A 23,220-nucleotide genomic window follows, 5' to 3' on the forward strand; every position below is an offset into this window, starting at 1 on the left:
CCCGCCTTTCCGCGTGCGGTCAGGGGCGCGCCGGGCTCAGATCCAGCCAGTCGCGTCTTCAGGGCTCGAGGATGATCTTCAGGGTTCCCGCCTCCCGGCGGTCGAACTTCGCATAGGCTTCGGCGCCGTCTCGCAGCGGCAGCCGATTGGAGACATAGGTTTCCGGCTTGAGACGCCCCGCCTGGACAAGTGGAAAAAGGGTCGGCAATTCTTCGGGGACCGAGCAGGTTCCGACCCGGAATGTGAGCCCTGCCGCGAACGCGCGTTCGAGCGGAAAGGCGAAACGGCGCGATTGCTGCACGCCGATTACCGAGACGGTGCCGCGCGCCCTTACCAGGCGTAATGCCATATCGACCGTCGCATCGCTCCCGACCACCTCGACGACGGAATCGAGTTTACGTCCTTTCGTCGCCTCCCGGATCACGGCGACGGCTTCCTCAGGGTGCAAAGCGACGGCGCCCGCCGCTGCCGCCAGCGCGCGCCTTTCTGGAACGGGATCGATGGCATATACGATATGGGCGCCCAGCACGAAGGCGGAGTCGACCGTCATGAGGCCAATCGGCCCCAAACCAATCACGGCGACGCTGCTCCCCGGGGCGATATCGGCGCTGCGCGCACCGAACCAGGCGGTCGAAAGGGCGTCGGTCATCAGCAGCGCCTGCTCTTCCGATATCCCTTCCGGGATCAGCACCGCATTGGCATCCGCGCTGGGGACGCGAACGGCCTCGGCCTGCGAGCCTTGAAGCGCGGCGGACAGCCCGTAGCAGGCCGCTGCGCCATTCTCGCACCCGATCACATTGCCCGACAGGCAGGGTCGGCAGGCGCCGCAGCCCGCTGCTGCGGGGATCATGACCCGGTCACCGACGCGGAGCCGCGAGACGGCGCGTCCGGTTTCGACCACTTCGCCGACCGCTTCGTGACCGACACAAAAGCCCCGGTCCTCGGAAAATCCTTGACCATGATAAATGTGGAGGTCGCTTCCGCAGATCGAGCAGGCGGTGACCCGAACGATGGCGTCGCCCGCCTCGACCGGCGTCGGATCGGCCGTGCTTTCGTAGCGGATATCCCCCGCCCCGTGATAAAGCAGCGCCTTCATGCCGACCTCCTACTTCGCCATCGCCGAATATTCGGCGATCTTCTGCTTCCCGAGCTGCGACATGTGCACCTCGTCGGGACCGTCCGCGATGCGCAGATAGCGATTGAGGGTGAAGAAGTAGGCGATCGGGGTGTCGTCGCTTACGCCCATTCCGCCATGAACCTGGATGGCCCGATCCGCGACGGTTTGCGCCATTTGCGGAGCGATCACCTTGATGGCCGCGATCAGATCCTTGGCAACCTTGTTGCCATAGCGGTCCATGGCGTCGGCCGCCTTGAGCGTGAGCAGGCGCGACATCTCGATTTCACAGAAGCTGCGTGCGACGTCCTGGCGGATGCTGCTTTGATCGGCGAGCTTCTTTCCGAACGCGACGCGGCTGTCCGCGCGGCGCGCCATGATCTCGAGCGCGCGCTGCGCCTGGCCGATCGAACGCATGCAGTGGTGAATACGTCCCGGCCCGAGACGCCCTTGCGCGATCTCGAACCCCCGCCCCTCACCAAGAATGAGATTTTCCTTCGGTACGCGTACATTGTCGAAGCGCAGTTCGCACTCGCCGCCCGGCGAGTTCATCGATCCGAAGACGGTCTGGTTGCGCACGACCGTGATCCCCGCCGTATCTCGCGGCACGAGGATCTGCGAATGTTGGGCATGGCGGGGAGCATCGAAGTCGGTCTTTCCCATCACGATGAAGATCGCGCAATCGGGGTGCATCGCATTTGAAATCCACCACTTCCGGCCGTTGATGACATAGTCGTCGCCGTCGGGCTTGATGGACAGCTCAAGATTGGTGGCATCGGACGAGGCGACCTGCGGCTCGGTCATCACATAGGCCGAGCGAATCTCCCCGTCGAGCAAGGGCTGAAGCCACTGCTGCTGCTGATCGGGGGTCCCGAATTTCGCGAGCACTTCCATATTGCCCGTGTCGGGCGCGGAGCAATTGAACACCTGGCTCGACCACGGCGATCGGCCCATCACCTCGGCAAGCGGAGCATATTCAAGATTGCTGAGCCCGGGCGAGAAGCGGCCATATTCGTGTGGGAGGAAGAGGTTCCACAAGCCCTGAGCACGCGCCTCGGCCTTGAGGGCGGGCATTCCAGGCCACTCCTGCCACAGATTCCTCTGGTCGTGGATGAAGTGGTAATACTCTTCCTCATTGGGGTAGATATGCGCATCCATGAACGTTTCGACCCTCTGCAGGAGGTCACGGACCTTTTCGCTATGTTCGAACTGCATCTGTATCTCCTGTCAGAATGGCAAATCAGAGCGTCAGGCCACCATCGACAACCAGCGTGTGGCCGGTGACGTAGGAAGCGAGCGGGGATGCGAGGAATATGGCGGCACCCGCCATATCGGCGGGCGTCCCCATGCGTCGCTGCGCGATCGTGGCGAGCGCGCCGTCGAGACGAGCGGAATTCTGGGTCGTGATCCGTGTCAATTTGGTGTCGACGAGCCCCGGAGCGAGACCATTCACCCGAATCCCGTCACCGGCAAAAGCCTGGCCCAGCGTTTTGGTCAGACTGATCGCGGCCGCTTTGGACGCGGCATAAGCCGGGTTTCCGATATTGCCGCGCAAGCCGGACGTCGAGCTCACGATAATAATCGACCCGCCGGACGCCGAAAGCAGTGGCCGGAACTTGCGCGCGCAATGCATCAGGCTGTCGATATTGACCGCCATGACACGATCCCACCCTTCGCGCTCGAACTCCTGGCGCCGATATAATACGGTTCCTTGCGACAAAATGAGGGAGTCCAGCGTGTCGAAGGGAATCTCCGCCGTCTCGATAGCCTCGGGCGTCCCGACATCGACGCAATGATAGCCCAGTCCTTCAAGGTCGGACCCTTCATCGGCGCTGTAGTCGGACGCAGAGGCGCGCGTCCCCCAGATATGAACATTGGCGCCGCGGGCGCGAAACCCTTGGGCTATGCCGTTGCCGATCCCGCTCGATCCGCCGACGACGAGAATATTGCGTCCGCTAAAATCGGTATCGTCGATCATCATCTTTCCTTTTCAACGAATGATGCTGAGGGCGCGCTCGAACAGAGCGAGCGTGTGCGCGTGAAGCCGTTCGCCGGTTTCGCGCGGCGCCTTTCCGGCACAGGCCCGCGCAAAGCTCCCTTCCAGAATGATGCCCAACTTGTAGCAGGCGAGCACGATGTACCAGTCGAGAGCCGCGAGATCCCGGCCGCTTGACGCTGCGTAATGCGCCGCGAGGTCGGCAGGAGATGCAAGATCGGTGAGCTGATTTGCCATGGCGTCCGTGGCGAAGGATGAGCCATCGGTCGGCCATGTCGCGATCAGCCAGCCGAGGTCGAGCAGGGGGTCGCCAATCGTGCTCAATTCCCAATCAACGAGGGCTGCGAGTTCCACGCTGTCCGGCCGGATCATCACATTTGCAAGATGCGCATCTCCGTGGATGATCCCCGGTTGAAATGAGCTTGGGCGATGGCGATCGAGCCAGGCCGCCACCGCGTCCACCCCCGGGATGGCGCCAGGCCCCGGCCACCCGGCTAGATCGGCATAGCTTTCAAGCTGGCGGCGCCAACGCCCCACCTGGCGTTCCAGGAAATTCTCGGGCTTTCCAAAATCCGCGAGGCCGACCGCCCGATAATCGAGCGCGCCGAGTGCGGCGATCGCCTCGACCACGGCGAGGCCCATGCGGCGGCGCAGCAGCGGCTCGCGAGCGTGCAAGGCGGGGAGCCCGGACATCGGGTTGAAGCCATCGACCGGCTGCATGAGATAGAAAGCAGCGCCAAGGATCGTCTCGTCGCTAGATCCGGCGATGAAGCCAGGGTGAGGAACATCGCTACCGCGCAGTGCCTCGAGGACGCGCATTTCGCGGCGCATCGTCTCATTGGATCCCGCGCGCAGAACCGGCGGCGGCCGGCGGAGAACAAATTCGGACGGCCCGCGATGGAAGCGGAGGAGAATATTCTGGGTTCCGCCAGCCAGAAGCCGGACGCCGGAAATCGAGCCACTTCCAAGGCTCCGGGCTTCCATCCAGCGATCAAGCGAAACAAGATCGACACCCTCCACCGCGCCCTCCGATATTTAATTAATTGCTTGTATAATCGCATTTGACGGCCGCGCATGTCAATGCCAATCCGGAGGCGCGAATGGCGGCGAAGCACGGAAGCGCGCGCGCAATTTGCGCGACGCCGTCGATTGGCTCGATGGCGCTTCTCAGTTTTCGATCATGGAGGTGATGGTGAATTCGATCGAATTGGAGGGCCGCGTTGCGATCGTGACGGGCGCGGGAAGCGGGATAGGCCTTGCCGTGGCAAAGCAATTGCTTGCCGCCGGCGCCGAGGTACTTGCGACCGATATCGATGCCTCTCGCCTTGAGTGGTGCGATGGCACCAAGGGAACGCACGCCTGCCGGCATGACGTGACAAGCGAAGCCGATTGGGAGACGGCGATCGGCTTCGCCGAAAAGCTCGGCCGGCTCGACATTCTCGTGAACAACGCCGGCATCATGCTCGACACGCCTTTTGCGACCGCTCCTCTCGACGATCTGAGAAGGCAATATCGGATCAATGTCGAGGGTCCGTTCATGGGGATGCAGATGGCACTGCCGCTTTTGTCGATGCGTCGTCAGGCGGACGGCACGTCAACCGCCGCCATCGTCAATATCTCATCAATCTATGGGACGGTGGCAGGGGACCGTTATGCCGCTTATAGCGCGAGCAAGGGCGCAATCCGTATGTTGAGCAAGGCTGTCGCGGTCGAACTGGCCGAGCGTGCCGTAAGAGTGAATACGGTGTTGCCGGGTCCGACGGCAACCAGGCTCGGCGCCCATCACGAGAGACCTACCGCCGCGAACGGCGAACCAGCGTCGGTGGAGCAGGTTGTTGCCGCATGGAACAGCAAGATTCCCGTGGGCCGGATGGGCAATGTCGATGACATCGCGCCGTTGGTCGCGTTCTTGGCAAGCGACGGCGCACGCTACATCACGGGTTCCGAGTTCATCGTCGATGGTGGCTACACCGCGGTTTGAGCATCCCGTCGGCGCATCGGCCTGCCCCTTTCGCGCAAAGGGAGGGTCGAAACGCCATCAAGACAGTCCAGACCGGCCATGACATCATTTCCCATTATATTTGACTCAAGTGTGGATCGCATAATATAGATACGCGCATCATTTTTGTCGAATTTGAGAACCAAATGCCGACCATAATGTCGAGCAACACAGAGAGATGGGAGAATGGGATGCCTAAGTTTGACACGCTCATCAAAGGCGGCACGATCGTCGATGGCACGGGCTCGCCGCGGTTCGTGGGCGATATCGGAATCAAGGACGGGATCATAACGGACATTGGCGCCGGGATCAGCGGCGACGCGAGCGATGTCATCGACGGCACCGGGAAGATCGTCGCGCCGGGGGTGATCGACGCCCATACGCATTATGACGCTCAACTGCACTGGGATCCCTATGCCACAAACTCTGGCTGGCATGGCACCACGACAATCGGCGTGGGAAATTGCGGTTTTGGCTTTGCCCCCTGCCATCCGCAGGACCGGGAGCGCTACATGCAGATGATGGAGACCACCGAACAGGTTCCCGTAAATGCGATGCGGACAGCGCTCGGCTGGGACTGGGTCAGCTTCCCCGAATGGATCGAGCATCTCAAGCGGGTGCCCAAGGGGGTCAACGTCGCCAGCTATGTTCCCCTCAATCCGCTCCTAATCTATGTGATGGGCCTCGAAGCAGCGAAAAGCCGTCCGGCAACTGCGGAAGAGCGGGAGCGCATGAAGCAGGAACTGCACGCCGCCATGGACGCGGGCGCAATCGGCTTCGGCTTTTCCTACCAGGGCGAGCATAACACCCACATCGACTGTGACGGCACCCCGATGCCGAGCGACACGATGAGCCGCGAGGACATTCTGGCGCTCGCGGAAGTGCTTCGCGAGCGCGGCGAAGGCTCGATCCAGGCCCTCGTCGATACCCCGGGTGCGCGCTTCGGTGAGATCGCGCTAGAGGTTGCACGGGTGTCGGGCCGGCCCGTCCTTCACAATGTCGTCATCGTCAACGACTTTCTGCCCACTTATCATGAGGAAGTCCTCGCTCTGATCGACAAGGCGCGGGAAGAGGGGCTGGAAATCTTCACCCAGACCCTGACCACGCGCGGCTGGAACGAATTCAAACCGATGGACTGGGATATCTGGAACATCATTCCCGAGTTCCGCGAATTCACCTTCGCGGGCGATCGCGCGGCAAAAGTCGCAAAAGCGGCGGACGAGGATTATCGCACGCGCTTGCGCAACGTGTACAGGCCTGAACTGCTCGCACCGGCCGGCGGACCGCTCGAGCATTATGTCCTGAACGACGCTTGCGGCGTCGCCCCATGGAACCAGTATGAAGGCAAGTCGGTCGGCGAAATCGCGGCCGCCGTTGGCAATCGGCCCACGATCGACGTGTTTATGGATATCGTGGTCGATACCAATGCCGACAGCGATTTCCTCGTGGCCGAAGGCATGAGCTTTGACGACGAGAAAGTCGCACAGGTTCTCAAACATCCGTTCACCATTCCGGGAACCTCGGACGGCGGAGCGCATGTGAAATTCTGGGCTGGCGGTCAATATTCGACGGACGCGATCATCTGGATGGTTCGCGAGACCGGGTTGATGACGCTTGAGGAAATGCACTACAAGCTCAGCGCGGTTCCGGCAGAAGTGCTCGGACTCCACAATCGGGGCACGCTGGCAGCGGGGCAAGCGGCCGATCTTTTCATCTATGACTATGAGGCGCTCGACTATCCGCGGCTCAAATATGAGATCGCCCATGATCTTCCCGATGGCGACTGGCGGCGCGTCTGCAAGCCCCAGGGCATCGAGCGGGTGATGGTGAATGGCGAGACGACCTTCGTCAATGGCACCGAGTGCACTGGTGCGACACCGGGCCGACTGGTCGGGTCGGGCGGCGCCGACATGGATGAGCAGCTGATGCATCCAATGGCGATCGCCGCAGAATGATAATGATTCTCCGGAAGGGGGCGCAGGCCGTCCCCTTCCACTGGGTCGCTAGTGCGGAGCCCGTGAGCCCGAGTCCCGGCACCTCGGCCGGGTGGGGTCAGCGTTTTCTGGAGACCAGGGCGATTTCGAGGTTGTGCTTGGCGACCGAGACGATCTCGACCGTTTCTACCCGGTGTACGCCGGATCGCCGCCGTAAATGCATGTGAATAATATCTGCCACGGCCTGACGACTTTGCGCCGCCACGAGCAGAACGATATTGAAGCGTCCTGTCATCAAGGCAGCAAAACTCACTTCGTCGAAACTGGCCATCGCCTCGACCACGTCGCGCGCCGTTTCGGGAGATGTCTGAACCCGCACCAGAACAGCGGTGGTCATTCCCAACGCGGCTGAATCAGCCACCGCCGTGATCTTCGCAGCGCCCGAATCGGACAGCTTCTTCAGGCGTTTACGGACCGCAGTGTCCGAGATACCCAACAGGCGCGCCGCTTCGCGGTTACTGATGCGCGCATCTTCGGCGAGGAGGCCAATGATACGCTGGTCCAGATCATCGAGGCGCATCATTCGGATCCCAGCTTGCCAAAGCGGGGATCCAGTTTCACGATCTCCAGCGCCGTATTGACCTCGTAGGAGGCGATGCCTTCGATCTTCGCAATCTGCTCGTCGACGATCCGCTGGAGCGCAGCGCCATCGGGCGCATTTATATTGGCGAAGATGTCCGGGCTGCTCATCGCCACCGAAACACTGGTGCATGCATCGAGCTTGGCGAGGTCTTCAGCGACATTTTCGGGCGTGCGGCCTTCAACATTGAGATCGACCAAAGCGAACACCGAATAACCCAGAGCGCGCATATCGCGCTGCATCATGACGCGCAGGATATTGGCATCTTCGAGCGCCCGGATCCGGTTCGCCACAGTAGGTTCGGAAACGCCGAGTGTTTCCCCGATGTCCTTGTTCGTTCTGCTCGGATTTTCCTGAAGCGCGGCAATGATCGCCCGATTGAGATCGTCGAGGATGTCGCTGCTCATGGATATCGCCCGTTTCCAGTTAGCCCGCTCCGGCGGATGCCGGCCGCGTCTCCGTATCGGTTGTCAGCGCAGCACGCCAGCCCGGAAGTTTGCTCGCAATTCCCGGAGCCGAGCACGGACTTGGGCGGCTCCGGCTTAACGGCCCTCCCCAACCGCCCAAATCGCTTCCATACCAGCGAGGAATTCATCGCGCAGACCATCGGGAAAATTGCGCGACATCGACAGTTGGACGACCAGAAGCGGCAGCGTCACCGCCCTGCGGAAAAACTCGAAATGCTCGACCCTGCGACCCGTCACGCTTTCATAATGGGCCACCCAGCTCGCGTCATCGGGAATCCTGGCGGCGACTTCGGGCGCCGACACGGCTCGATAATAGGAATTTGCCATACATTGCATGGCAATGTCGTAAGCCGGAGCAACGATACCCGCGAGTTCCCAGTCGATGATCGCGCGTACCTCGTCGCCTTCGAGCATGTAATTGCCGAGACTTGGATCGCCATGGATCAGCGCCAGGTCATCATGATGAATATCGGGCTGGTTCGCAAACAGCCAGGACCGCAACCGCTCGAGCCGCTCGCGATGCGGCGGCTGCACCCACTTGACGGTTTCCCAATACCAGTTGATATAGCGTTCGAAATGGGTCCGGCCCGCAGCCTGGCGAACGCAGGACGCGACCGCGCTGCTCTGCCAGTCGGCGCCATGCACGCTGCCCAGGGCCCGGAAAATCGATGCGATCCGCCGCTCGCGCACATCGGGCGCCGCGTCGCCGATCAGCCCGGCGCTGAAGGGCGACGCGTGCGCGACATCGCCTTCGACCTTCTCCATGATGAAGCCCGGCAGCCCGAGCACGGCGCCGTCGGGATCGATCCAGCGCGCGCGCGGAACCGCGAGGCCGGCATCCGCCAGACGCGCCTGCAGTTCATATTGCTGCCTGATGCCATAGTCGAAGAATATGCGGCCCTCGTTGCGGAGCGGCGCATAGCGCAACACGAGCGGCTCGACCTTGCCCTCCAATATTGCATCAAACACGACAACGCCGCTCGACGCGCCCGCATTGGCGCCGCCACCGCGAACATTGGCGATTTCCACCGGCCCCGCGATGTCCGGCTGCTGTGCCAGGAAGCGGGCAATGTCCGCCGGGTCTATATCGGTAAAGTCCGGCTTGGTCGCCCGCATCACGCTCGCGATAACGTCCGGTTTCGGTGTCTCCGCCATCGCGCGCCTCAGTTCGCGCCGAGCTTCATCGACAGGCGGATGCCATAGGTCCGTGGCGGCGAGAATTGTCCGGACACATAGGCCCCCGTTGCCGCTGCGACGCGGCTGTAGGCATAAAGCTTGTTCGTGATATTCTCGGCGAACAATTGCGCCTGGAACCGATCGCCCGGCGACGACCAGCTCAGGCGGGCATTCAAGATCCAATAAGGCGCTTCGCGGGTTTGCGATTGGAAGGGCGCCTTCCCATTGAACACATCATGGAAGATTTGGCTGGTGTAGGCCGCTTCGCCCCGGAGGGTGAAGGCGCCGGCGTTCGCGGTCTCTATCCGCTGCTGCGCTCCGAAGTTGAGCTTCCATTCGGGGGCCCGGATAAGGCGGTTCCCTTTGATGTCGAGCGTCGCAAGGCCGAGCGGGTCCTGGAGAAGCTGGCTGCCATATTCGCTGTGGATCCACGAACCGGACCCATCGAGCGAGAATCCGGCAAGGCCGCGCGGCGCGAGCATATACTCGGCCTCGATGCCGTAAAGCGTCGCATCGGCGACATTCCTGATCGTCGAGGAATTGTTGAGATAGGTCGTGAACTGGATGTCGCTGAAATCATAATAGAAGCCCGCCAGATTGACGCGCAGCTGATTGTCGGCGAGCGTCGACTTGAGCCCGGCTTCGTAGGACCAGAGGATTTCGGGGTTGAAACTCCCTGTGCATTCCGCCGGATTGAACCCCCCGGCCTTGTAGCCCCGCGACACCTTTCCGTAGAGCATCGCGCGATCCGAGAGATCGAAATCCACCCCGGCCGTTCCGGTCCACGCGGTCCAGCTCTTCTTCGACTGGGTTTCGCACAAGGCCGCAGTCGGCACGAAGTTGGAGTGGAGCCGCCGGAAGACGTCCTTTTCATCGCGCGTGTAGCGAAGGCCCGCGGTCACCCGCAACCGATCCGCGATCCGGTAGGTGACTTGACCGAAGCCCGCCAGCGAGGAGCTTTTCTGCTCGGCACCGAAGCCCAGAAACGCGACGGGCGTCGGTTGCCCGCCATAAAGGGTATTGCCGAGCAGCGGATCGGACCCGAGGAGGAGGAGATTGGGGATGAGAGGCTGCGACAGGTCGAAGACCGGTGGCGGTGCCGCGGTGCCCAGGCTGGCGGAGGCAATGATGAGATCGCCGAGCGAGGGCAGATAGATGTCCGCTTTCAGACTTGCGCGATCGTGCAGGTAAAAGACTCCTGCGAGCCAGTCCAGCCGGTCGTCGAACGCCTTCCCCGAGATATTCACTTCCTGCGTGAACTGCTTCGAGGTTTGCTGGATCGGATCCTCGTAGAGAATGGCCGCACTGCTGCCGTCATTGTCGGTCTGGATGAACAATTTGCTGAACCGATAAGCCGTGATCGATTTCAGCGATACATTCCCGATGTCCCAGTCGAGTGTCGCACTGGCCCCGCGAAGATTGACTTCGGTCCGCGACGGAAAGTCATTGGCAATGCGGGTCGATTTGGTGGGATCGCCTCCGCGCAGCCCGGGCTCCGAGAGGCCAAACAGGTCGGAGATGCTTCGATTCCCCAGCAGCGCGAGGTCCGAGGGCGACAGGAGGCCGGGAATTCCGGCGAGCGCGGTTCCCGGAAGGGAGAAAATTCCGGTCGGCGTTTCGGGTGAGATGCTCGACGGCGTCGGGAGCGCATCGATGAACTGCTGTACCGCGGACGTAACCTGCCGTGACATGTCGCCGCGCAAGGTCAGCTTGATGTCGCTCGACGGCTCGATAAGCAGCGCAGCCTGGCCGCTCAGATGGTCGTTGGCATCGTACCGCTTGCCGTCGAAGACATTGAAGCGGTAGCCGTCTCTCCGGTCATATTTCACCGAGACCCGTGCTGCCACCTTGTCCGGCACGATCGCACCGGTTGCCCCGGCTTCCACCGCGACGCGATCGTAATTTCCATAAGTGAAGGCAAGATTGGCAGCCGTGTCGTAGGACGGTGGCTTGGTGATGTAATTGATCGTCCCGCCGGTCGAATTGCGACCGTACAGGGTACCTTGCGGGCCACGCAGAACTTCGATGCGCTCGAGGTCGAAGCTGGGGACGCTCTGGGCAAAGAGCTGACCCATGTAGACGCCGTCCTGGAACGTCGCGACCGTCGGCTCGCCGGCCGTAACCGTCAGGTCGGAGCCGATGCCGCGCATCGAAAGTTGCGAGTAACCGGTAAGCTGGGCGAACACCAGCGACGGAACATTGTACTGCAACTGCTGAACGCCGTTGATCTGCTGCTGCTCCAGCGTCTCGGATGTGAAGGCGCTGACCGCAACGGGCGTGCGCTGGAGCGACTCGCTTCGCTTCTGGGCCGTGACGATGATTTCGCCCAGCTGCGACGGTTCGTCGGCCGCAGGCGCTTCGGGCGCCGTTTGGGCCCGCGCTGCCCCAGCCCATGCCAACACGCCGATCGACGCACAAAGTGCCAGTGCCTTGCTCCGCATTCCAATTCCCTCCAGGAAGCCGTCTCGCGGCTCGCCGTCGGCAGCGCTGCTGCCGAGTCGATGGAGCCTGAGACGCGATGATGAGGGGATGAGGCCATCCGCGATAGCGCGGGCCGATCGATGCATCTGCCCATCCGGTCTCTTGCCGTAGCGCATTGTCAGCCTCCTCCCATTGACCGCCGGAGATTGCCTCCGTGCATTCGCGACCCCGAAGGTTCGCGAGCTTCATAGTGGTGGCATCATTGGGATTAATGTCAACGCAAAATATATATACGATCGTCCATATATTTATAATTCGACCTTAGAGCGCCATCAGGGGTTGGGGCAAGCTTCTCCCGCGGCGCGTTCCTGCGCCTTGCTGTTCCGGGCATGGCAAAAGGAGACGTACGGCACGGCCGACGCCTTCGATATCGATCGGGCCAGTGCTGACCGGCAGTCGGCTAAGTTGCGGGACGCAGGCTCTTCACCACGGCGTTGGCGAGATAATTCGAATATTCTTGCTTCATGGGCTCGTCGATCGCGCCGATGCCGAAGATATGCTGCATTTGATAACGGCCATGGAAGAATTGATCGCAGGCACCGACGATGTGAAAATAAAGATGAAGCGGATCGACCTTTGCGAAAACTCCCGAGGCCTGCCCTTCGGCGAGGATGTTCCGGAGAATCGTTGCCGCCCGCTTGCTGAACTCCTCCGCGATCAGCGGACCGTAGGTTTCGGGCTCTTCGGTGACGAGCTGGTGGGTCAGCGGGTTGATGAACGGGTAAGTGAAATAGCTGTCGATCATCCCGCGAACGAAGCCCGACAGCTTCTCTTCAGGCGACAATTGTCGCTGCGAGAAGGCATCGAGCTTTGATATGTCGCCGCCCAGAACCGAGCGAAGCAACTCCATCATCAGCCCCGCCTTGTTGCCGAAATAGTAGCTGATCAGAGCAGAATTGAGATCGGCCCGCCGTGCAATATCGGCGAGCGAAACATCAACTGATCCTCGCTCAACCATGAGATTGGCCGTTGCCTCAACCAGCCGATCGCGCGGCGGGGTTTCCGGCTCGGCCGTCTTGGCCCGCCGGCCTCTTGGTTTCATCGCAGGCGCCCTCATCGATCTCCCCAGCGCTTCCTGAATTCGGTCCTGTCGTGCCGACAGGACTCAAGCATACCAGCCGCACCGGCTTTAACAATGGCATAGCGACCGCCTGGGCCGCGCGGCGATGCCAGTATTGCACTTGGAGACCGCGGCGCAGTCTCGCAGTTAGACCAGGCTCGAAAATGGCTTGAGGCGATAAAAACATCTCATGCTCTGTATCAGCGGTTCCCCGAGCCGCTCCGTCCTCGCTTTGCGCCCCATCGCAAGAACACCCACCTTGAAGCCTTGGCGCGCGGAACGACCGCACCGCCGAGATGCAAACTTGTCATCATTTAATTAATCGAGTAATTTTAGGCTCGGACCGCGGCCGGCTCGATCCTGCGAAGATCGGGTTTTGATCCCGAATCCTGAGGCCTCGAGATGTTGAAGGTCAAAAATAGTGGAGAGACCCATGAGCCTGTATTCTGCGATTGATTTGCCCCATCACCCTGGAAATCATCCGTTCTGGCAGGAATCCTGGGTATTGGTGTTTCGTGACCCGGACACTGGCCTCGTCGGCTTCCTGCGCACGGGATCCTACGTGAATCAGAAGACCACGCAGACGCATTGGGGGATGGCTTTCCCAGACGGAACCCGCTTCCGTCGCCACCTGCTCGACCGTCCCTTGGAGGCAGGCGATCGAACCGATGTCATGGCCAGTTCCGGAACGATGCGATTCACGATTCCCGATATGGAATATTGTCGCTTCGAGGCGTTCGACGACGATGCGGAAGCGGACCTGCGCATCTATGATTGGTATCCTTCGCAGGAATGGGAGGTGGTCGGAGGACCGGGTCATGGAACATTGACTTCGGGAGGCGACGATCATGGCCACCCGGAAAGCGCCGGCCGGGTGGAAGGCCGCGTCCGGATCGGCGACCGGGTGGTCACGATCGAGAATGGCATCGGCTACCGCGATCATGGCTACGGACCGCGCCCGCTACCGATGTTTCGCTCGGCGCGCTGGCATGCCGGCACGGTGGGCGAGAAGCTGAGCTACTCGCTGCTCACGATGCAGGCCGAGGATGGCGCCTTCGCCAAGATGGGCTATGTGATGCTCGATGGAAAGCGCGAGCCTATCCGGGATTTCCATACCGTCAATTGCACGCTGGGGGACGGCCTCTCGTCGATCGGCGGCTGGACTGTGGCGCAGCTCGAAAACGGCCAGACCCTTCGTATCGACGTCGAAGCTGTCGATGGCGTCGTGACTTCCACCGACCTCAACAATGGCGGTCCGAACTCTTCTCCGGCAGGGATCGAAGTTCTGTCTATCCCCAGGTGGCAAGGCCTGGAGGGCGTGTGCGATTTCAACATGATCGACAATGCCCATCGCGGCAATCAGGAGGTGTCGCACCTCTTTCTCGCCAACACGAACGACGGAATTTCCCAGCGGGGATTTGACCCCTCCTGGCTCCGCTAAAAAGGCAGGCGACCGCGTATGTATCTGCTGCGGTCGCCGCAGCCGCAAGGACTCGCGATCTCGCGAGCGTCGCAGTGCGGAGAGGACGCTCGGGGTCGAGCGAACAGGTGGACCCTAAATTTCAGTCGATCGTGCCCGACGGCGGCAGCAAAATCTCCAGTCCGACCCTGGCGGCCAAATCCGCGGCGATCTTCGGCCCGCGTTCGATGACTGGCAACAACTGGCGCAATATGGGCTCCGGGAAATGCCGGAACGTCAGCACGTTGATGACCGCCAGCCGATAGGCCGTAAACAGCTCGAAATAAGGCATGTTGCGAAGCTTGCGCCCCGACAGTCGCTCATATTCGGCAATCCGCTGCTGATAACTCAGCGTCCCTTCCAGAGCCGGGACATCATTCTGGATGATCTGGTCGCCCATATGCGTGAAGCAGACATCGCATTCGGGCGTCCCGAGAAAGCTCATCTCCCAATCGACCACGGCCGACACCGCGGTCCCGAGATAGAGATAATTGCCGAAGTTCGCGTCGCCATGACACAGGACCGTATCAATGTCGGCCGGCTCATTTGCGACGAGCCAATCCCGCAGCGGTCGCAGCGCTTCGAGATAGGGCTTGCAGTCGGCATATTCGAGCGAATCCCAGTACCAATTTACCTCGCGCTCGATCGGACGCGCACCCGCCGCGCGCTTTTCCAGCCATTCGAGCCCGAGCGCCCGCCAGTCCAGCGCATGCACGCGCGCGAGCGCTTCAAGATATCCCAGTTGCATCTCGCGCCGCGCTGCCGGCTCAGCGTCGGCGATGATGCCCGAAGTCATCCAGGTCATCGGCGCGCTCGCCCCCTCGACCATTCCCATCACATAGCCCGGGCGACCGAGAAGCTTGCCGTCTGGATCGAGCCAGATCTGTGGCGGAACCGGCACGTCGGTGGCTTCAAGCGCGCGCTGCAGGTTGAACTGCGCGGTGACGTCATAGGCGTGGAACAGGCCGCGCGTCGGCATGAAACGCAAGACGAGACCCGACGAGCGCGGCTCGCCGTCTTCGGTCCAGCTTGCCTCGAACAGAAGAGTTCCGTTCGAACCACCCGCAGCTGTGCCGACTTCGCGCACGTTGGCGACTCGGACGTCCGAGACTCCCGCCTGCGCGCCGATAAACTGCATGAGCCGGTCGCCCCATTGATCGGGAGTGGTTTCGGCGAACCGCGCACCACGTTGATGCTTGACGATAGCTGCGCCAATTTGATCGACATCGAGTTCCGACATGACTCTCCCGTTTCTGTTCTGCCGCGCGGCCGGCTCTCGACTGCGCAGGTTAGCGCCCATCGCCCAAGCGGGATCCTCGGGCGATCATCCGCAGTGCTCGAGCGATTGTGCCACGTTTCGCGACCGCAGACGACGCTCCCGCAACGAGGGCGAAGCACCATCGGGCCGATTGAGCAGTGAAAGTCAACGGATAATTAATTGAATACCTAAAAACTCGTGGCGCGTGCCCGCTGCCCGCTCCTCCGCCGCAACGCACCGTTCAACCCGCCGCAGCAGCAGCCCTGTTGACGGCGGAAAGAAAATATAATTATATGAGTAATTAATGAACGAACGATTCCCGGGTTCTGAGGAATCGCGCGCACTGCGCAACGAAGGGACGAGGCCATCGAAATTTCGAGACTGTCACCGCTGCCGGATGATGTCGAGCTTCCGCACGATCCGGGGGAAGATCCGCAATGGCAGGAAAGCATTGTCCTTGGCTGGGCCGATCCTTCCCAGGAAATCGGCGGCTTCATCCGGATCGGCCATCAACCGAACCTCGGCCTTACCCGGTCCTGCTTTGGCGTGACCTCGCGTAACGGGCTCAACTATTCCCGCACAGCTGAAGGGCTTCCTCTTCGCGAAGCCGACCGGACCGTCGACACGTTCCATGCCGATGGTTTCCAGTCCGCCACATTCGGCGTCCGCTCAAGCCGGTGGCGTGCCAGCGACGAGAATGTCGATCTCGATATCCAGGTCCGCGATGTGCACGCACCCTATGATTTCTGGGACCTCACTGGCATGCGGAACGAAACGAGCCGCGTGATGGCAGCCAATCATCTCCAGGCCGGCGGCACTTTTTCCGGGTCCGTTCGGATCGGCGACGAGCCCGAGCGCGCCATTTCGGGCTTTACCTATCGCGACCATAGCTGGGGCCCACGGCACATGGATAACCCCAATGCCGACATGTATGCCGCCTGGTGGCTCGTGGGCTCGCTTGGTGAGGATTTTTCTTTTGGCTTCGGCGGCGGGCGTATGCGCTCCGGGCTCGAAAGTCTTTTCGGCTATATCGTAAAGGATGGCGAAGTGGACACCGCGGTGATCGAGGATGCGTCCGTGCTGATGGCATTTGACGGGCTATCCAATCGGGGCGGAACCGTCGTGGCCGTTTCGGAAAAATTTGGCCGGCTGACGTTCGAGGCCGAAGGATATGGCAATGTCTGGCTGGAACTTGGTCAGAAGCATTTCGAGATGGCGATGCCATGCACAATACGTTGCGGCAATCGCACGGGCGGTGGCCTCATCGACACGATCTTGAACCCACGCAATGGGACCGATCGTCCGACCTTCGTGGCGAGCGGCAGACTCGACAACGGTCTTTACCGCAGCCGGGCCGGGTTGAATCATCCATGAGCGGCTCGCAGACGATCGACCGCGAGGCGATGCGGAAAGGCCTTCAGGCCTGGTTGCGGCAGAAATTCGCCGATCTGGGCGACCTGACCTTGTCGCCCCTGCGTTTTCCCAGCGGCACGGGTAATTCCGCTGAAACGATGTTCGCTACCATGGCTTATGAAGCCGATGGCGAACATCGTGAACGCGCACTCGTCATCAGGCGACAATTCGCCGGGACGGACCTCTTCCTGGACGCCGATATCAGGCTGCCGCACCGGATGATGGAGGCGCTCGCGCTCCACCCCCATATTCCTGCCCCGCGCGCGCTCGGTGTCGAACCCGACCCGGCGCCGATCGGGAGCCCCTTCCTCGTGATGGAGGCGATCGAAGGACGGGTCGTTGACCAGGTGCCGAATTATAACGTCGAAGGGTGGCTCGCCGATTTGCCGATCGAACAGCGACGCGAGATATGGCTGCGAGCGATCGGAACGCTGGCGCGGCTCCACCGGATCGACTGGCGGCAAGGCTTTTCCTTTCTGGACGACCGCCAGCGGGGCGAACCCGGCATCGATCAGTTCCTTGCCTGGACCAGAGACTGGTATATCTGGGCCAAGGCTGGTCGCCGGCTCGACGTTGCCGACGCCGCACTCGACTATCTCATGGCAAACAAGCCCCGGGACACCGATGTCAGCGTCCTTTGGGGCGACCCGACACCTGCCAATATGATGTTCGGACCCGACCTCAGCGTAGCAGCCCTGATCGACTTCGAAATGGCGTCCCTCGGTCCCGGCGAAGCAGATCTCGCATGGTGGCTCGAGGCCGAGGAAAATTTCTCGACGCTGTCGGGGGTAGCGCGGCTCGAGGGTCTGCCAAGCCGCGCCGAGATCATCGCCCATTACGAAGCCGAACGCGGTCGGCCGGTTGCCGATCTGGACTATTATTCGTTGCTCGCCTGGTTCCGCATGAACATCGTGGGAATTCGCTTCTCGGATCGCCTCGTCGGCGAAGGGCGGATGCCAGCGGGGACGGACGTGCTGACAAACAATCCCGCGACGATGCTGATGGCGCGCAAACTCGGTATGCCGGACGCATCGCCGGGCGAAGGTTTCATGGCGATGGTCAATGGCATGGCCGGTGCGGGGGCGTGATCTTTAGTCATTACAACCAGAAAAGAAGGGATTGAGGTAATGGAAGCCGTGTTCTCGGATCATTGGGATTGCCCGCACCAGTTCAGCGACGAACCTAGCTGGCAGGAGAGCGATTGCTACTGGTTCTACGATGTCAAATTGGGCGTGGGAGGCTTCCATCGCATCGGCCAGAAGCCGAACAAGGGCACCGGCCAGCTGATGCTGTTCGTCTTCAAGACGGGCGGTGAACGCTTTGTCCTCAACAGCGCCCCGCGCAACGAGGTACAATTAGGTGCGGACGCGCGCCAGTCCCGCAAGCAGGTCGTTGGCAGCCACACGGCCGAGGCTCTCGGCGACGGCAGGATGCGCTACACCTGGGACGAACCTGAGTCTTCGGCTGACATCGAATTTTACGAGAGCTTCTATACACCGCGCAACTGGCCGTCGGGCAAGAATACAGAGCATTTCGAAGAAGCTACCAATTCCGATGGTCACCTCGAATGCGGCGGCCGCATTCGCGGGAAAGTCCGAATTGGCGACAATGAATATGAAATTGACGCTCTTGCCCATCGCGACCGGTCATGGGGGAAGCGAAGCGACAGCGCGCCCATGATGCACCGATATCGCATGTACACCGGCACCTGTGGTTCCGAACTCAGCTTCGCGGGCTTCTTTCTCGATTTCAACGAAACGACCCCGATGACAATGGGCTTCGTCGATCGCAACGGCAAGCAGGAGGCGATCACCAACCTGCGGGTTGCCGTGACCTTTGATTATGATGGCCTGACCCCGCTCGGGAGCATCGGCATCATGACGCTTGAGTCCGGCGAGCAGCTCAGGATCGAATCCAAGGTCGTTCAGGGGTTCCTCACACCTCTGCCGGCGATGGGCACATTCTCGCAGGACAATATCTCGACCTTTGAATATGGCGGGAAAACAGGGTTCGTCGATCTCGAAATGTGTACGAATCCTGGCCGGGGTTCATATATCCCGAACCAGGCGGACGTCAGTTTTCTTGCGATTGCCGAGGGGCTCAGCAAGGCCGAGGATTATATTATTTGAATCGACGTGGGTTGCCGGCGCCCGGAAAGGGCGCCGGCACGGCGACGCCCAGCCGGCAATCGCGTTTGAGAATGCGCGAAAGTGCCGGACCCGATGCTAATGATAGAGGGGCCGCGCAGCTGGCAAGCTGCGCGGCCCTTGTCCATTGTGTTGCTTCTCGGGCCGGGTGCTGTCCGCCATGCCCCGATCCGCGGCGTCAATCGCCGTATATGCGTTTCGCGTTGGCGAGTTCGGCATGAAGGTGGGCGAGATAATAGGTCCAGACCTGTTCGAAGGCTGGCTGGAAGCTCCGCCCCGATAGCAGGATGCACTGCGTCTTGAAGAGAGGAAACAGTTTGAAAAAGTCATAATGTTCCGCCGGAGCGCCGGCCTCTTCCTCGAACCGAGCAAGATATTCTGCCTCGGTCGGTGTGCCGTCGACATGTTTGTCGAGCTGTTTCATCGTCTCGGTGAGGAAGACGATGAGCGCAAGGTCGGCCTCATTATGGCCGAGATAGGCGAGTTCCCAATCGAGCACCGCCGCAAGCCGCCCGTCGCGAAACATCACATTCGCGATCTGCGAATCGCCCTGTACAAGCGTTCCCTCGCGAACGGCTGGCTGGTGCGCGACCATCCAGCGGTGAGCCTCGACGATGGGCTCGAGCTTCGGATCGTCCGGCTCGGAGCTTAGCCTTGCTTCCGCGAGGAACCAGTTGAGTTCGCGTTCGATATCGGTTTCACCGCTTCCGCGCGCGAGCAGATGCGGCAGTTCATCGCGTCCGATCGCCTCGCGGCGCAGGCGACCGTGAAAGCCAGCGGCTTCGAGCATCATGGCCTTGCGCGCTTCCGGACTGACGTCGGCGAGCGGTCCCTTGGAGTACATTGCGGACGCGGGAGGCGTGCCCTCGATCCGCGCCATGACGAAGGACGGATAGCCGACAGCGGAACCGTCCGCGTCAAGCCATAGCGGCTCGGGCACGGGCAGACCGCGCTTGTATGCCGCGACGAGAGTCAGGAACTCGTCAGAAAAGCTCTTCTGCTTGATCATGGTCGTGCCAGGTGCGTAACGCGCGACCATGTCTTCCCGGCGACGCTCGCCGCTCCGCCCGAACTCGGCCGTGAACAACAGAATGCCGTTGCTGGCACCGGATGATTGCGGGACAATGAAATTGCTGAGCGTGACGGGGCCTTCGATGCCGGGCTGCGCAGCAATGAAGGCTGCCAGCCGATCTGCGTCAATTTCCGGGTAGCCCGACTTCGCAGCCGCGACCGACTTGTCGTAGAACCCCTGCAATTCTTCAGTTTCCGCAGTCATTTCAAATCAACTTTCCGTGTTCAATATTCTTCGGCGACGGGCCGGCCCGCAGGCCGGCCCTTGGTGCCTCAGCGGATTTTCAGTGCCAGTTCCACACCATAGGTGCGTGGCGGATTATAGACCCCCGTGACCCCATTGAGCTGCACCACAGTCCCCTGGATATAATTTGTCTTGGTGATGTTCCGGACAAAGCCACGCACGGTGACCAAATCATTGGGTTCGTACGTCACGAATGCATTATACAGTTCATATGCCTTCTGCCGCAGCGAGGGATCATTATATTCGCGGAGGCGGTATCCGCTTGTGAAATAGGCCTCGCCGCGAAGCGTGATCTTGCCCGAGCCGACGGGAAATTCGAGTTGCGTTCCGATCGTACCGGACGCACCCGGAGCCTTGTTGAGAGCCCGTCCCGCCAAATCGGTACCATCGGGTTCGCCAAAGATCGCGCCACCCGTCGACAGGAAGCGCTTATATTCGCTGTGGACGAAGCTCGCGTTGCCATCGAAGCTCAGCATATCATTGACCTGCAGCCGCCCGTCGATGTCCAGCCCGTAGATCTCGCTTTTCGGAGCGCCTACGACATTGGTCCCGAATATCGTCGACTGCTCGACCGAGATATTCTTGTAATCATAGTAGAAGGCCGCGAAATTCAGTGTCGCGCGCCTGTCAAGAAACCGCGTCTTGAGTCCCGTCTCGATGGCGTTGACCGTTTCCGGTTTATATTGATTGCCGCAGGTACTGTTGGAAAAGCCGCCGGACTTGTACCCACGCGACAGCTGCCCATAGGCCATGACATCGTCCGACAGATCATGCTGCAGGCCTATGCGTCCCGTAGCCGACCAGTCGGTCACGCGCTGAAGCGGTGCGCCCGGACTGCAATCGGTCTGAACGACCGTGCCGCCGGGAAGCTGGAACGTCACCAACAGATCATTTTGCGACCGCTCGTAAAGACCCCGGACGCCACCAAACAGCCGGGTAGCGTCGCTCACGCTGATCGTGGCATCTGCGAATATGGAGGCGCTTTCGCGCTTCGAGCGGCCGTTGGACACACGGATGAGTGCGGACGGGCTGCCAAGCAGCCGTCCGTCGAGGGTAACTGAGCCGGTCGTTCGGTTGATTTCGTTATAGTAAAAGGCCCCCACCAGCCAGTCCACCGGCCCACTGTCGCCCTTGAGGTTGAATTCCTGTGAGAAGGTCGAAACCCGGACACCCTGGGCGATCGGAATGGTCAGATTTGCAAAGATCGGGTCATTGGGATTTCCTTGCGCCAACGAGTCCAGCGAATTGTAATTAACGCGCAGGCGAGAAGCGCCGGTGATCGAGACAAGACTTACGTTGCCGCCGAGATCGAACGTGTTTTTCAGCGATGCCAGCGCGATGGACCGATTGCCGTCAAAAATGAGCGGGGAGTTCAACCGGCGAGGGGTGACGATCGTATCCTGGATCGGCAAGGACAGGCGGTTGAGGTCATAGGGCTGACGCACCGGGCCGTTGCTGGCTTCGCGCCGGTAGGTCAGGCGCGCTTCCATATCCCACCCGGGCGACACGTCGGCGTCGATACCGAAGCGGCCACCGATGTAGCGCAGATCGTCGAGATCCTGGCCGGTCTGGAGATTCTTGACATAGCCATCGCGTTGGCCACCTTCGATGTAGAGCCGCGCACGCACTCCGTCGCTAAGCGGGCCGCTGACATAAGCCGAGCCTTTGAGGTCGTCATAATTCCCGTAGCCCGCCGTAACGCCCGCTTCGAACTCGCGGGTAGGCGCCGCCGATATGAAGTTGACGATACCCGCCGTGGAATTCTTGCCGTAAAGTGTCCCTTGCGGGCCACGCAGCACTTCGATTCCGCCAAGGTCGAACTGGCCGAGGCCAGCGCCCTGAGGGCTCGAAAGATAGACGCCGTCGAGATGCAAGGAGACCGAATTTTCGCCCGCGCCGGTCGTGAAGGTGGTGCCGACGCCGCGAATGGAAATGTTGGAGTTGCCGGAAACAGGGTCGAACTTGAGGCCCGCAACCGCCCCCTGAAGCTCTTCAAGACCGCCAATCTGGCGATCCTCGATCATGCCCGCGTCGAGCGCGTTAATTACTGCAGGAACATCTTGGAGATTCTGGGACCGCTTCTGAGCTGTCACAATAATTTCGTTTAGCCCCGTCGAACTTCCATCGGTGTTGGCCGAGGCATCACGGCTTGCTGGCGCCTCGCTTCCCTCGATAGTGTCAGCCGCGCTGGCAGACGTCGATACACCGAGCATGATGCCCGCCATTGCCAACGCGGACACTGTGGCAAGCTGGTTTGATCGATTAATCACTTCAGTCTCTCCCTTCCCATTTGCGCGTCTCGGCGCGCATCCTTATTTTTGCGGGCTGTGATCGTTGAGGCGCAGACATGCAGCGTGCCCAGCGGCTAAGCGGTAGGCGCCGCACACACGGCTAAAATCTTCAAAAATATATGATTTTTCATCCTCCCGTCGACTAGCTCAAGCCAGCCTCGAAACCCGCATAGTTTCAACTGGTCTGCGCCAGCATTCAGGCATGAATTTCGCAAACGGCGATAATTGTCAACATAATAACGTTTAATCCAAATTTACTTCTCAATTAGCGCATTTTATCGGCACGTTTGATCGAAAAATAAAATCATGGCCTGTGGATCGGCGTGCAAAAAGGCCCCCGTTATGGAGTGGGCCCCTCGGGCCGGACAGGGTCACGCAGCTGATTTGACCATGGGCCGGGAGTGTTGCTGCTCGAACTGCGCAGGGCTGACATAGCCGAGCGCGGAATGTAATCTGCGTTGATTATAGAT

At 60.8% G+C, this 23,220-nt stretch carries 17 protein-coding genes and 1 pseudogene; 6 read left to right on the forward strand and 12 right to left on the reverse strand.

Features of this window, described 5'->3' with window-relative positions; translation table 11 throughout:
- Positions 1-58 precede the first annotated feature (58 nt).
- From ACREB7_RS02655 to ACREB7_RS02670, 4 genes are read right to left on the reverse strand one after another with little or no spacing between them, the layout of a single operon-like run.
- A complete protein-coding gene (locus ACREB7_RS02655; RefSeq protein WP_431590747.1) occupies positions 59-1,096 on the reverse strand; it encodes an alcohol dehydrogenase family protein in 1,038 nt (345 codons plus the stop codon).
- A 9-nt stretch (positions 1,097-1,105) separates the two neighbouring features.
- Complete coding sequence (locus tag ACREB7_RS02660; protein WP_054586681.1) at positions 1,106-2,329, reverse strand: acyl-CoA dehydrogenase family protein; 1,224 nt, start codon at positions 2,327-2,329, stop codon at positions 1,106-1,108.
- Between the two features lie 25 nt (positions 2,330-2,354).
- The gene (locus ACREB7_RS02665; protein WP_054590045.1) at positions 2,355-3,092 is read right to left on the reverse strand and encodes an SDR family NAD(P)-dependent oxidoreductase; all 738 of its coding nucleotides are present in this window, start codon (positions 3,090-3,092) and stop codon (positions 2,355-2,357) included.
- Between the two features lie 12 nt (positions 3,093-3,104).
- Entirely contained in the window at positions 3,105-4,130 is a 1,026-nt protein-coding gene (locus ACREB7_RS02670; RefSeq protein ID WP_431590748.1) for a phosphotransferase family protein, read from the reverse strand.
- Positions 4,131-4,242: 112 nt separating this feature from the next.
- On the opposite strand from ACREB7_RS02670, the gene ACREB7_RS02675 reads away from it, so the two are divergent.
- Positions 4,243-5,091 (forward strand): SDR family NAD(P)-dependent oxidoreductase, encoded by an 849-nt coding sequence (locus tag ACREB7_RS02675; RefSeq protein WP_422058791.1) that lies wholly within the window; start codon positions 4,243-4,245, stop codon positions 5,089-5,091.
- Between the two features lie 176 nt (positions 5,092-5,267).
- Positions 5,268-7,064: an amidohydrolase family protein gene (locus tag ACREB7_RS02680; RefSeq protein WP_082639777.1), complete on the forward strand. Its 1,797-nt coding sequence runs from the start codon at positions 5,268-5,270 to the stop codon at positions 7,062-7,064.
- A 97-nt stretch (positions 7,065-7,161) separates the two neighbouring features.
- Here the strand turns inward: ACREB7_RS02680 and ACREB7_RS02685 are convergent, their stop codons facing one another.
- The 5 genes from ACREB7_RS02685 to ACREB7_RS02705 form a co-directional block, all read right to left on the reverse strand.
- Positions 7,162-7,626, reverse strand: a complete 465-nt coding sequence (locus ACREB7_RS02685) for an Lrp/AsnC family transcriptional regulator (RefSeq protein WP_058537094.1) — start codon at positions 7,624-7,626, stop codon at positions 7,162-7,164.
- Entirely contained in the window at positions 7,623-8,090 is a 468-nt protein-coding gene (locus ACREB7_RS02690) for an Lrp/AsnC family transcriptional regulator (RefSeq protein WP_054586677.1), read from the reverse strand. The genes ACREB7_RS02685 and ACREB7_RS02690 overlap by 4 nt, the downstream gene beginning before the upstream one ends.
- Positions 8,091-8,225: 135 nt before the next feature.
- Entirely contained in the window at positions 8,226-9,305 is a 1,080-nt protein-coding gene (locus ACREB7_RS02695) for a phosphotransferase family protein (RefSeq protein WP_058537095.1), read from the reverse strand.
- Between the two features lie 8 nt (positions 9,306-9,313).
- Positions 9,314-11,923, reverse strand: a complete 2,610-nt coding sequence (locus ACREB7_RS02700) for a TonB-dependent receptor (protein WP_431590749.1) — start codon at positions 11,921-11,923, stop codon at positions 9,314-9,316.
- Between the two features lie 284 nt (positions 11,924-12,207).
- Positions 12,208-12,849 (reverse strand): TetR family transcriptional regulator, encoded by a 642-nt coding sequence (locus ACREB7_RS02705; RefSeq protein ID WP_431590750.1) that lies wholly within the window; start codon positions 12,847-12,849, stop codon positions 12,208-12,210.
- Positions 12,850-13,300: 451 nt separating this feature from the next.
- On the opposite strand from ACREB7_RS02705, the gene ACREB7_RS02710 reads away from it, so the two are divergent.
- Positions 13,301-14,308: a DUF7064 domain-containing protein gene (locus ACREB7_RS02710; protein WP_088473818.1), complete on the forward strand. Its 1,008-nt coding sequence runs from the start codon at positions 13,301-13,303 to the stop codon at positions 14,306-14,308.
- A 121-nt stretch (positions 14,309-14,429) separates the two neighbouring features.
- On the opposite strand, the gene ACREB7_RS02715 is transcribed toward ACREB7_RS02710, so the two are convergent.
- Positions 14,430-15,566 carry a phosphotransferase family protein gene (locus tag ACREB7_RS02715; RefSeq protein WP_431590751.1) on the reverse strand — a complete coding sequence of 379 codons (1,137 nt, stop codon included), beginning with the start codon at positions 15,564-15,566 and terminating at the stop codon, positions 14,430-14,432.
- 408 nt (positions 15,567-15,974) lie between these two features.
- Between ACREB7_RS02715 and ACREB7_RS02720 the strand changes: the two are divergent.
- The 3 genes and pseudogenes from ACREB7_RS02720 to ACREB7_RS02730 form a co-directional block, all read left to right on the forward strand.
- Positions 15,975-16,805: pseudogene (locus ACREB7_RS02720) on the forward strand (DUF7065 domain-containing protein); the annotation flags it as partial.
- 2 nt (positions 16,806-16,807) lie between these two features.
- On the forward strand, positions 16,808-18,085 hold the full coding sequence (locus ACREB7_RS02725) for a phosphotransferase family protein (protein WP_431590752.1): 1,278 nt from the start codon (positions 16,808-16,810) through the stop codon (positions 18,083-18,085).
- Positions 18,086-18,124: 39 nt separating this feature from the next.
- On the forward strand, positions 18,125-19,126 hold the full coding sequence (locus ACREB7_RS02730; protein WP_105998675.1) for a DUF7064 domain-containing protein: 1,002 nt from the start codon (positions 18,125-18,127) through the stop codon (positions 19,124-19,126).
- A 196-nt stretch (positions 19,127-19,322) separates the two neighbouring features.
- On the opposite strand, the gene ACREB7_RS02735 is transcribed toward ACREB7_RS02730, so the two are convergent.
- Positions 19,323-20,420, reverse strand: a complete 1,098-nt coding sequence (locus ACREB7_RS02735; RefSeq protein ID WP_431590753.1) for a phosphotransferase family protein — start codon at positions 20,418-20,420, stop codon at positions 19,323-19,325.
- Between the two features lie 68 nt (positions 20,421-20,488).
- Positions 20,489-22,672 (reverse strand): TonB-dependent receptor, encoded by a 2,184-nt coding sequence (locus tag ACREB7_RS02740; protein ID WP_431590754.1) that lies wholly within the window; start codon positions 22,670-22,672, stop codon positions 20,489-20,491.
- Positions 22,673-23,220 lie beyond the last annotated feature (548 nt).

This window comes from Sphingopyxis sp., assembly GCF_050725615.1.
Lineage (GTDB): Bacteria > Pseudomonadota > Alphaproteobacteria > Sphingomonadales > Sphingomonadaceae > Sphingopyxis.

What these genes read in the sequence shown, in the direction of transcription:
- ACREB7_RS02740 (WP_431590754.1), bottom strand. Translation starts at nt 22,672, where the DNA reads ATGCTCGGTGTATCGACGTCTGCCAGCGCGGCTGACACTATCGAGGGA.
- ACREB7_RS02665 (WP_054590045.1), bottom strand. Translation starts at nt 3,092, where the DNA reads ATGATCGACGATACCGATTTTAGCGGACGCAATATTCTCGTCGTCGGC.
- ACREB7_RS02700 (WP_431590749.1), bottom strand. Translation starts at nt 11,923, where the DNA reads ATGCGCTACGGCAAGAGACCGGATGGGCAGATGCATCGATCGGCCCGC.
- ACREB7_RS02680 (WP_082639777.1), top strand. Translation starts at nt 5,268, where the DNA reads ATGTCGAGCAACACAGAGAGATGGGAGAATGGGATGCCTAAGTTTGAC.
- ACREB7_RS02725 (WP_431590752.1), top strand. Translation starts at nt 16,808, where the DNA reads ATGCACAATACGTTGCGGCAATCGCACGGGCGGTGGCCTCATCGACAC.
- ACREB7_RS02730 (WP_105998675.1), top strand. Translation starts at nt 18,125, where the DNA reads ATGGAAGCCGTGTTCTCGGATCATTGGGATTGCCCGCACCAGTTCAGC.
- ACREB7_RS02685 (WP_058537094.1), bottom strand. Translation starts at nt 7,626, where the DNA reads ATGATGCGCCTCGATGATCTGGACCAGCGTATCATTGGCCTCCTCGCC.
- ACREB7_RS02695 (WP_058537095.1), bottom strand. Translation starts at nt 9,305, where the DNA reads ATGGCGGAGACACCGAAACCGGACGTTATCGCGAGCGTGATGCGGGCG.
- ACREB7_RS02735 (WP_431590753.1), bottom strand. Translation starts at nt 20,420, where the DNA reads ATGACTGCGGAAACTGAAGAATTGCAGGGGTTCTACGACAAGTCGGTC.
- ACREB7_RS02715 (WP_431590751.1), bottom strand. Translation starts at nt 15,566, where the DNA reads ATGTCGGAACTCGATGTCGATCAAATTGGCGCAGCTATCGTCAAGCAT.
- ACREB7_RS02655 (WP_431590747.1), bottom strand. Translation starts at nt 1,096, where the DNA reads ATGAAGGCGCTGCTTTATCACGGGGCGGGGGATATCCGCTACGAAAGC.
- ACREB7_RS02705 (WP_431590750.1), bottom strand. Translation starts at nt 12,849, where the DNA reads ATGAAACCAAGAGGCCGGCGGGCCAAGACGGCCGAGCCGGAAACCCCG.
- ACREB7_RS02660 (WP_054586681.1), bottom strand. Translation starts at nt 2,329, where the DNA reads ATGCAGTTCGAACATAGCGAAAAGGTCCGTGACCTCCTGCAGAGGGTC.
- ACREB7_RS02690 (WP_054586677.1), bottom strand. Translation starts at nt 8,090, where the DNA reads ATGAGCAGCGACATCCTCGACGATCTCAATCGGGCGATCATTGCCGCG.
- ACREB7_RS02710 (WP_088473818.1), top strand. Translation starts at nt 13,301, where the DNA reads ATGAGCCTGTATTCTGCGATTGATTTGCCCCATCACCCTGGAAATCAT.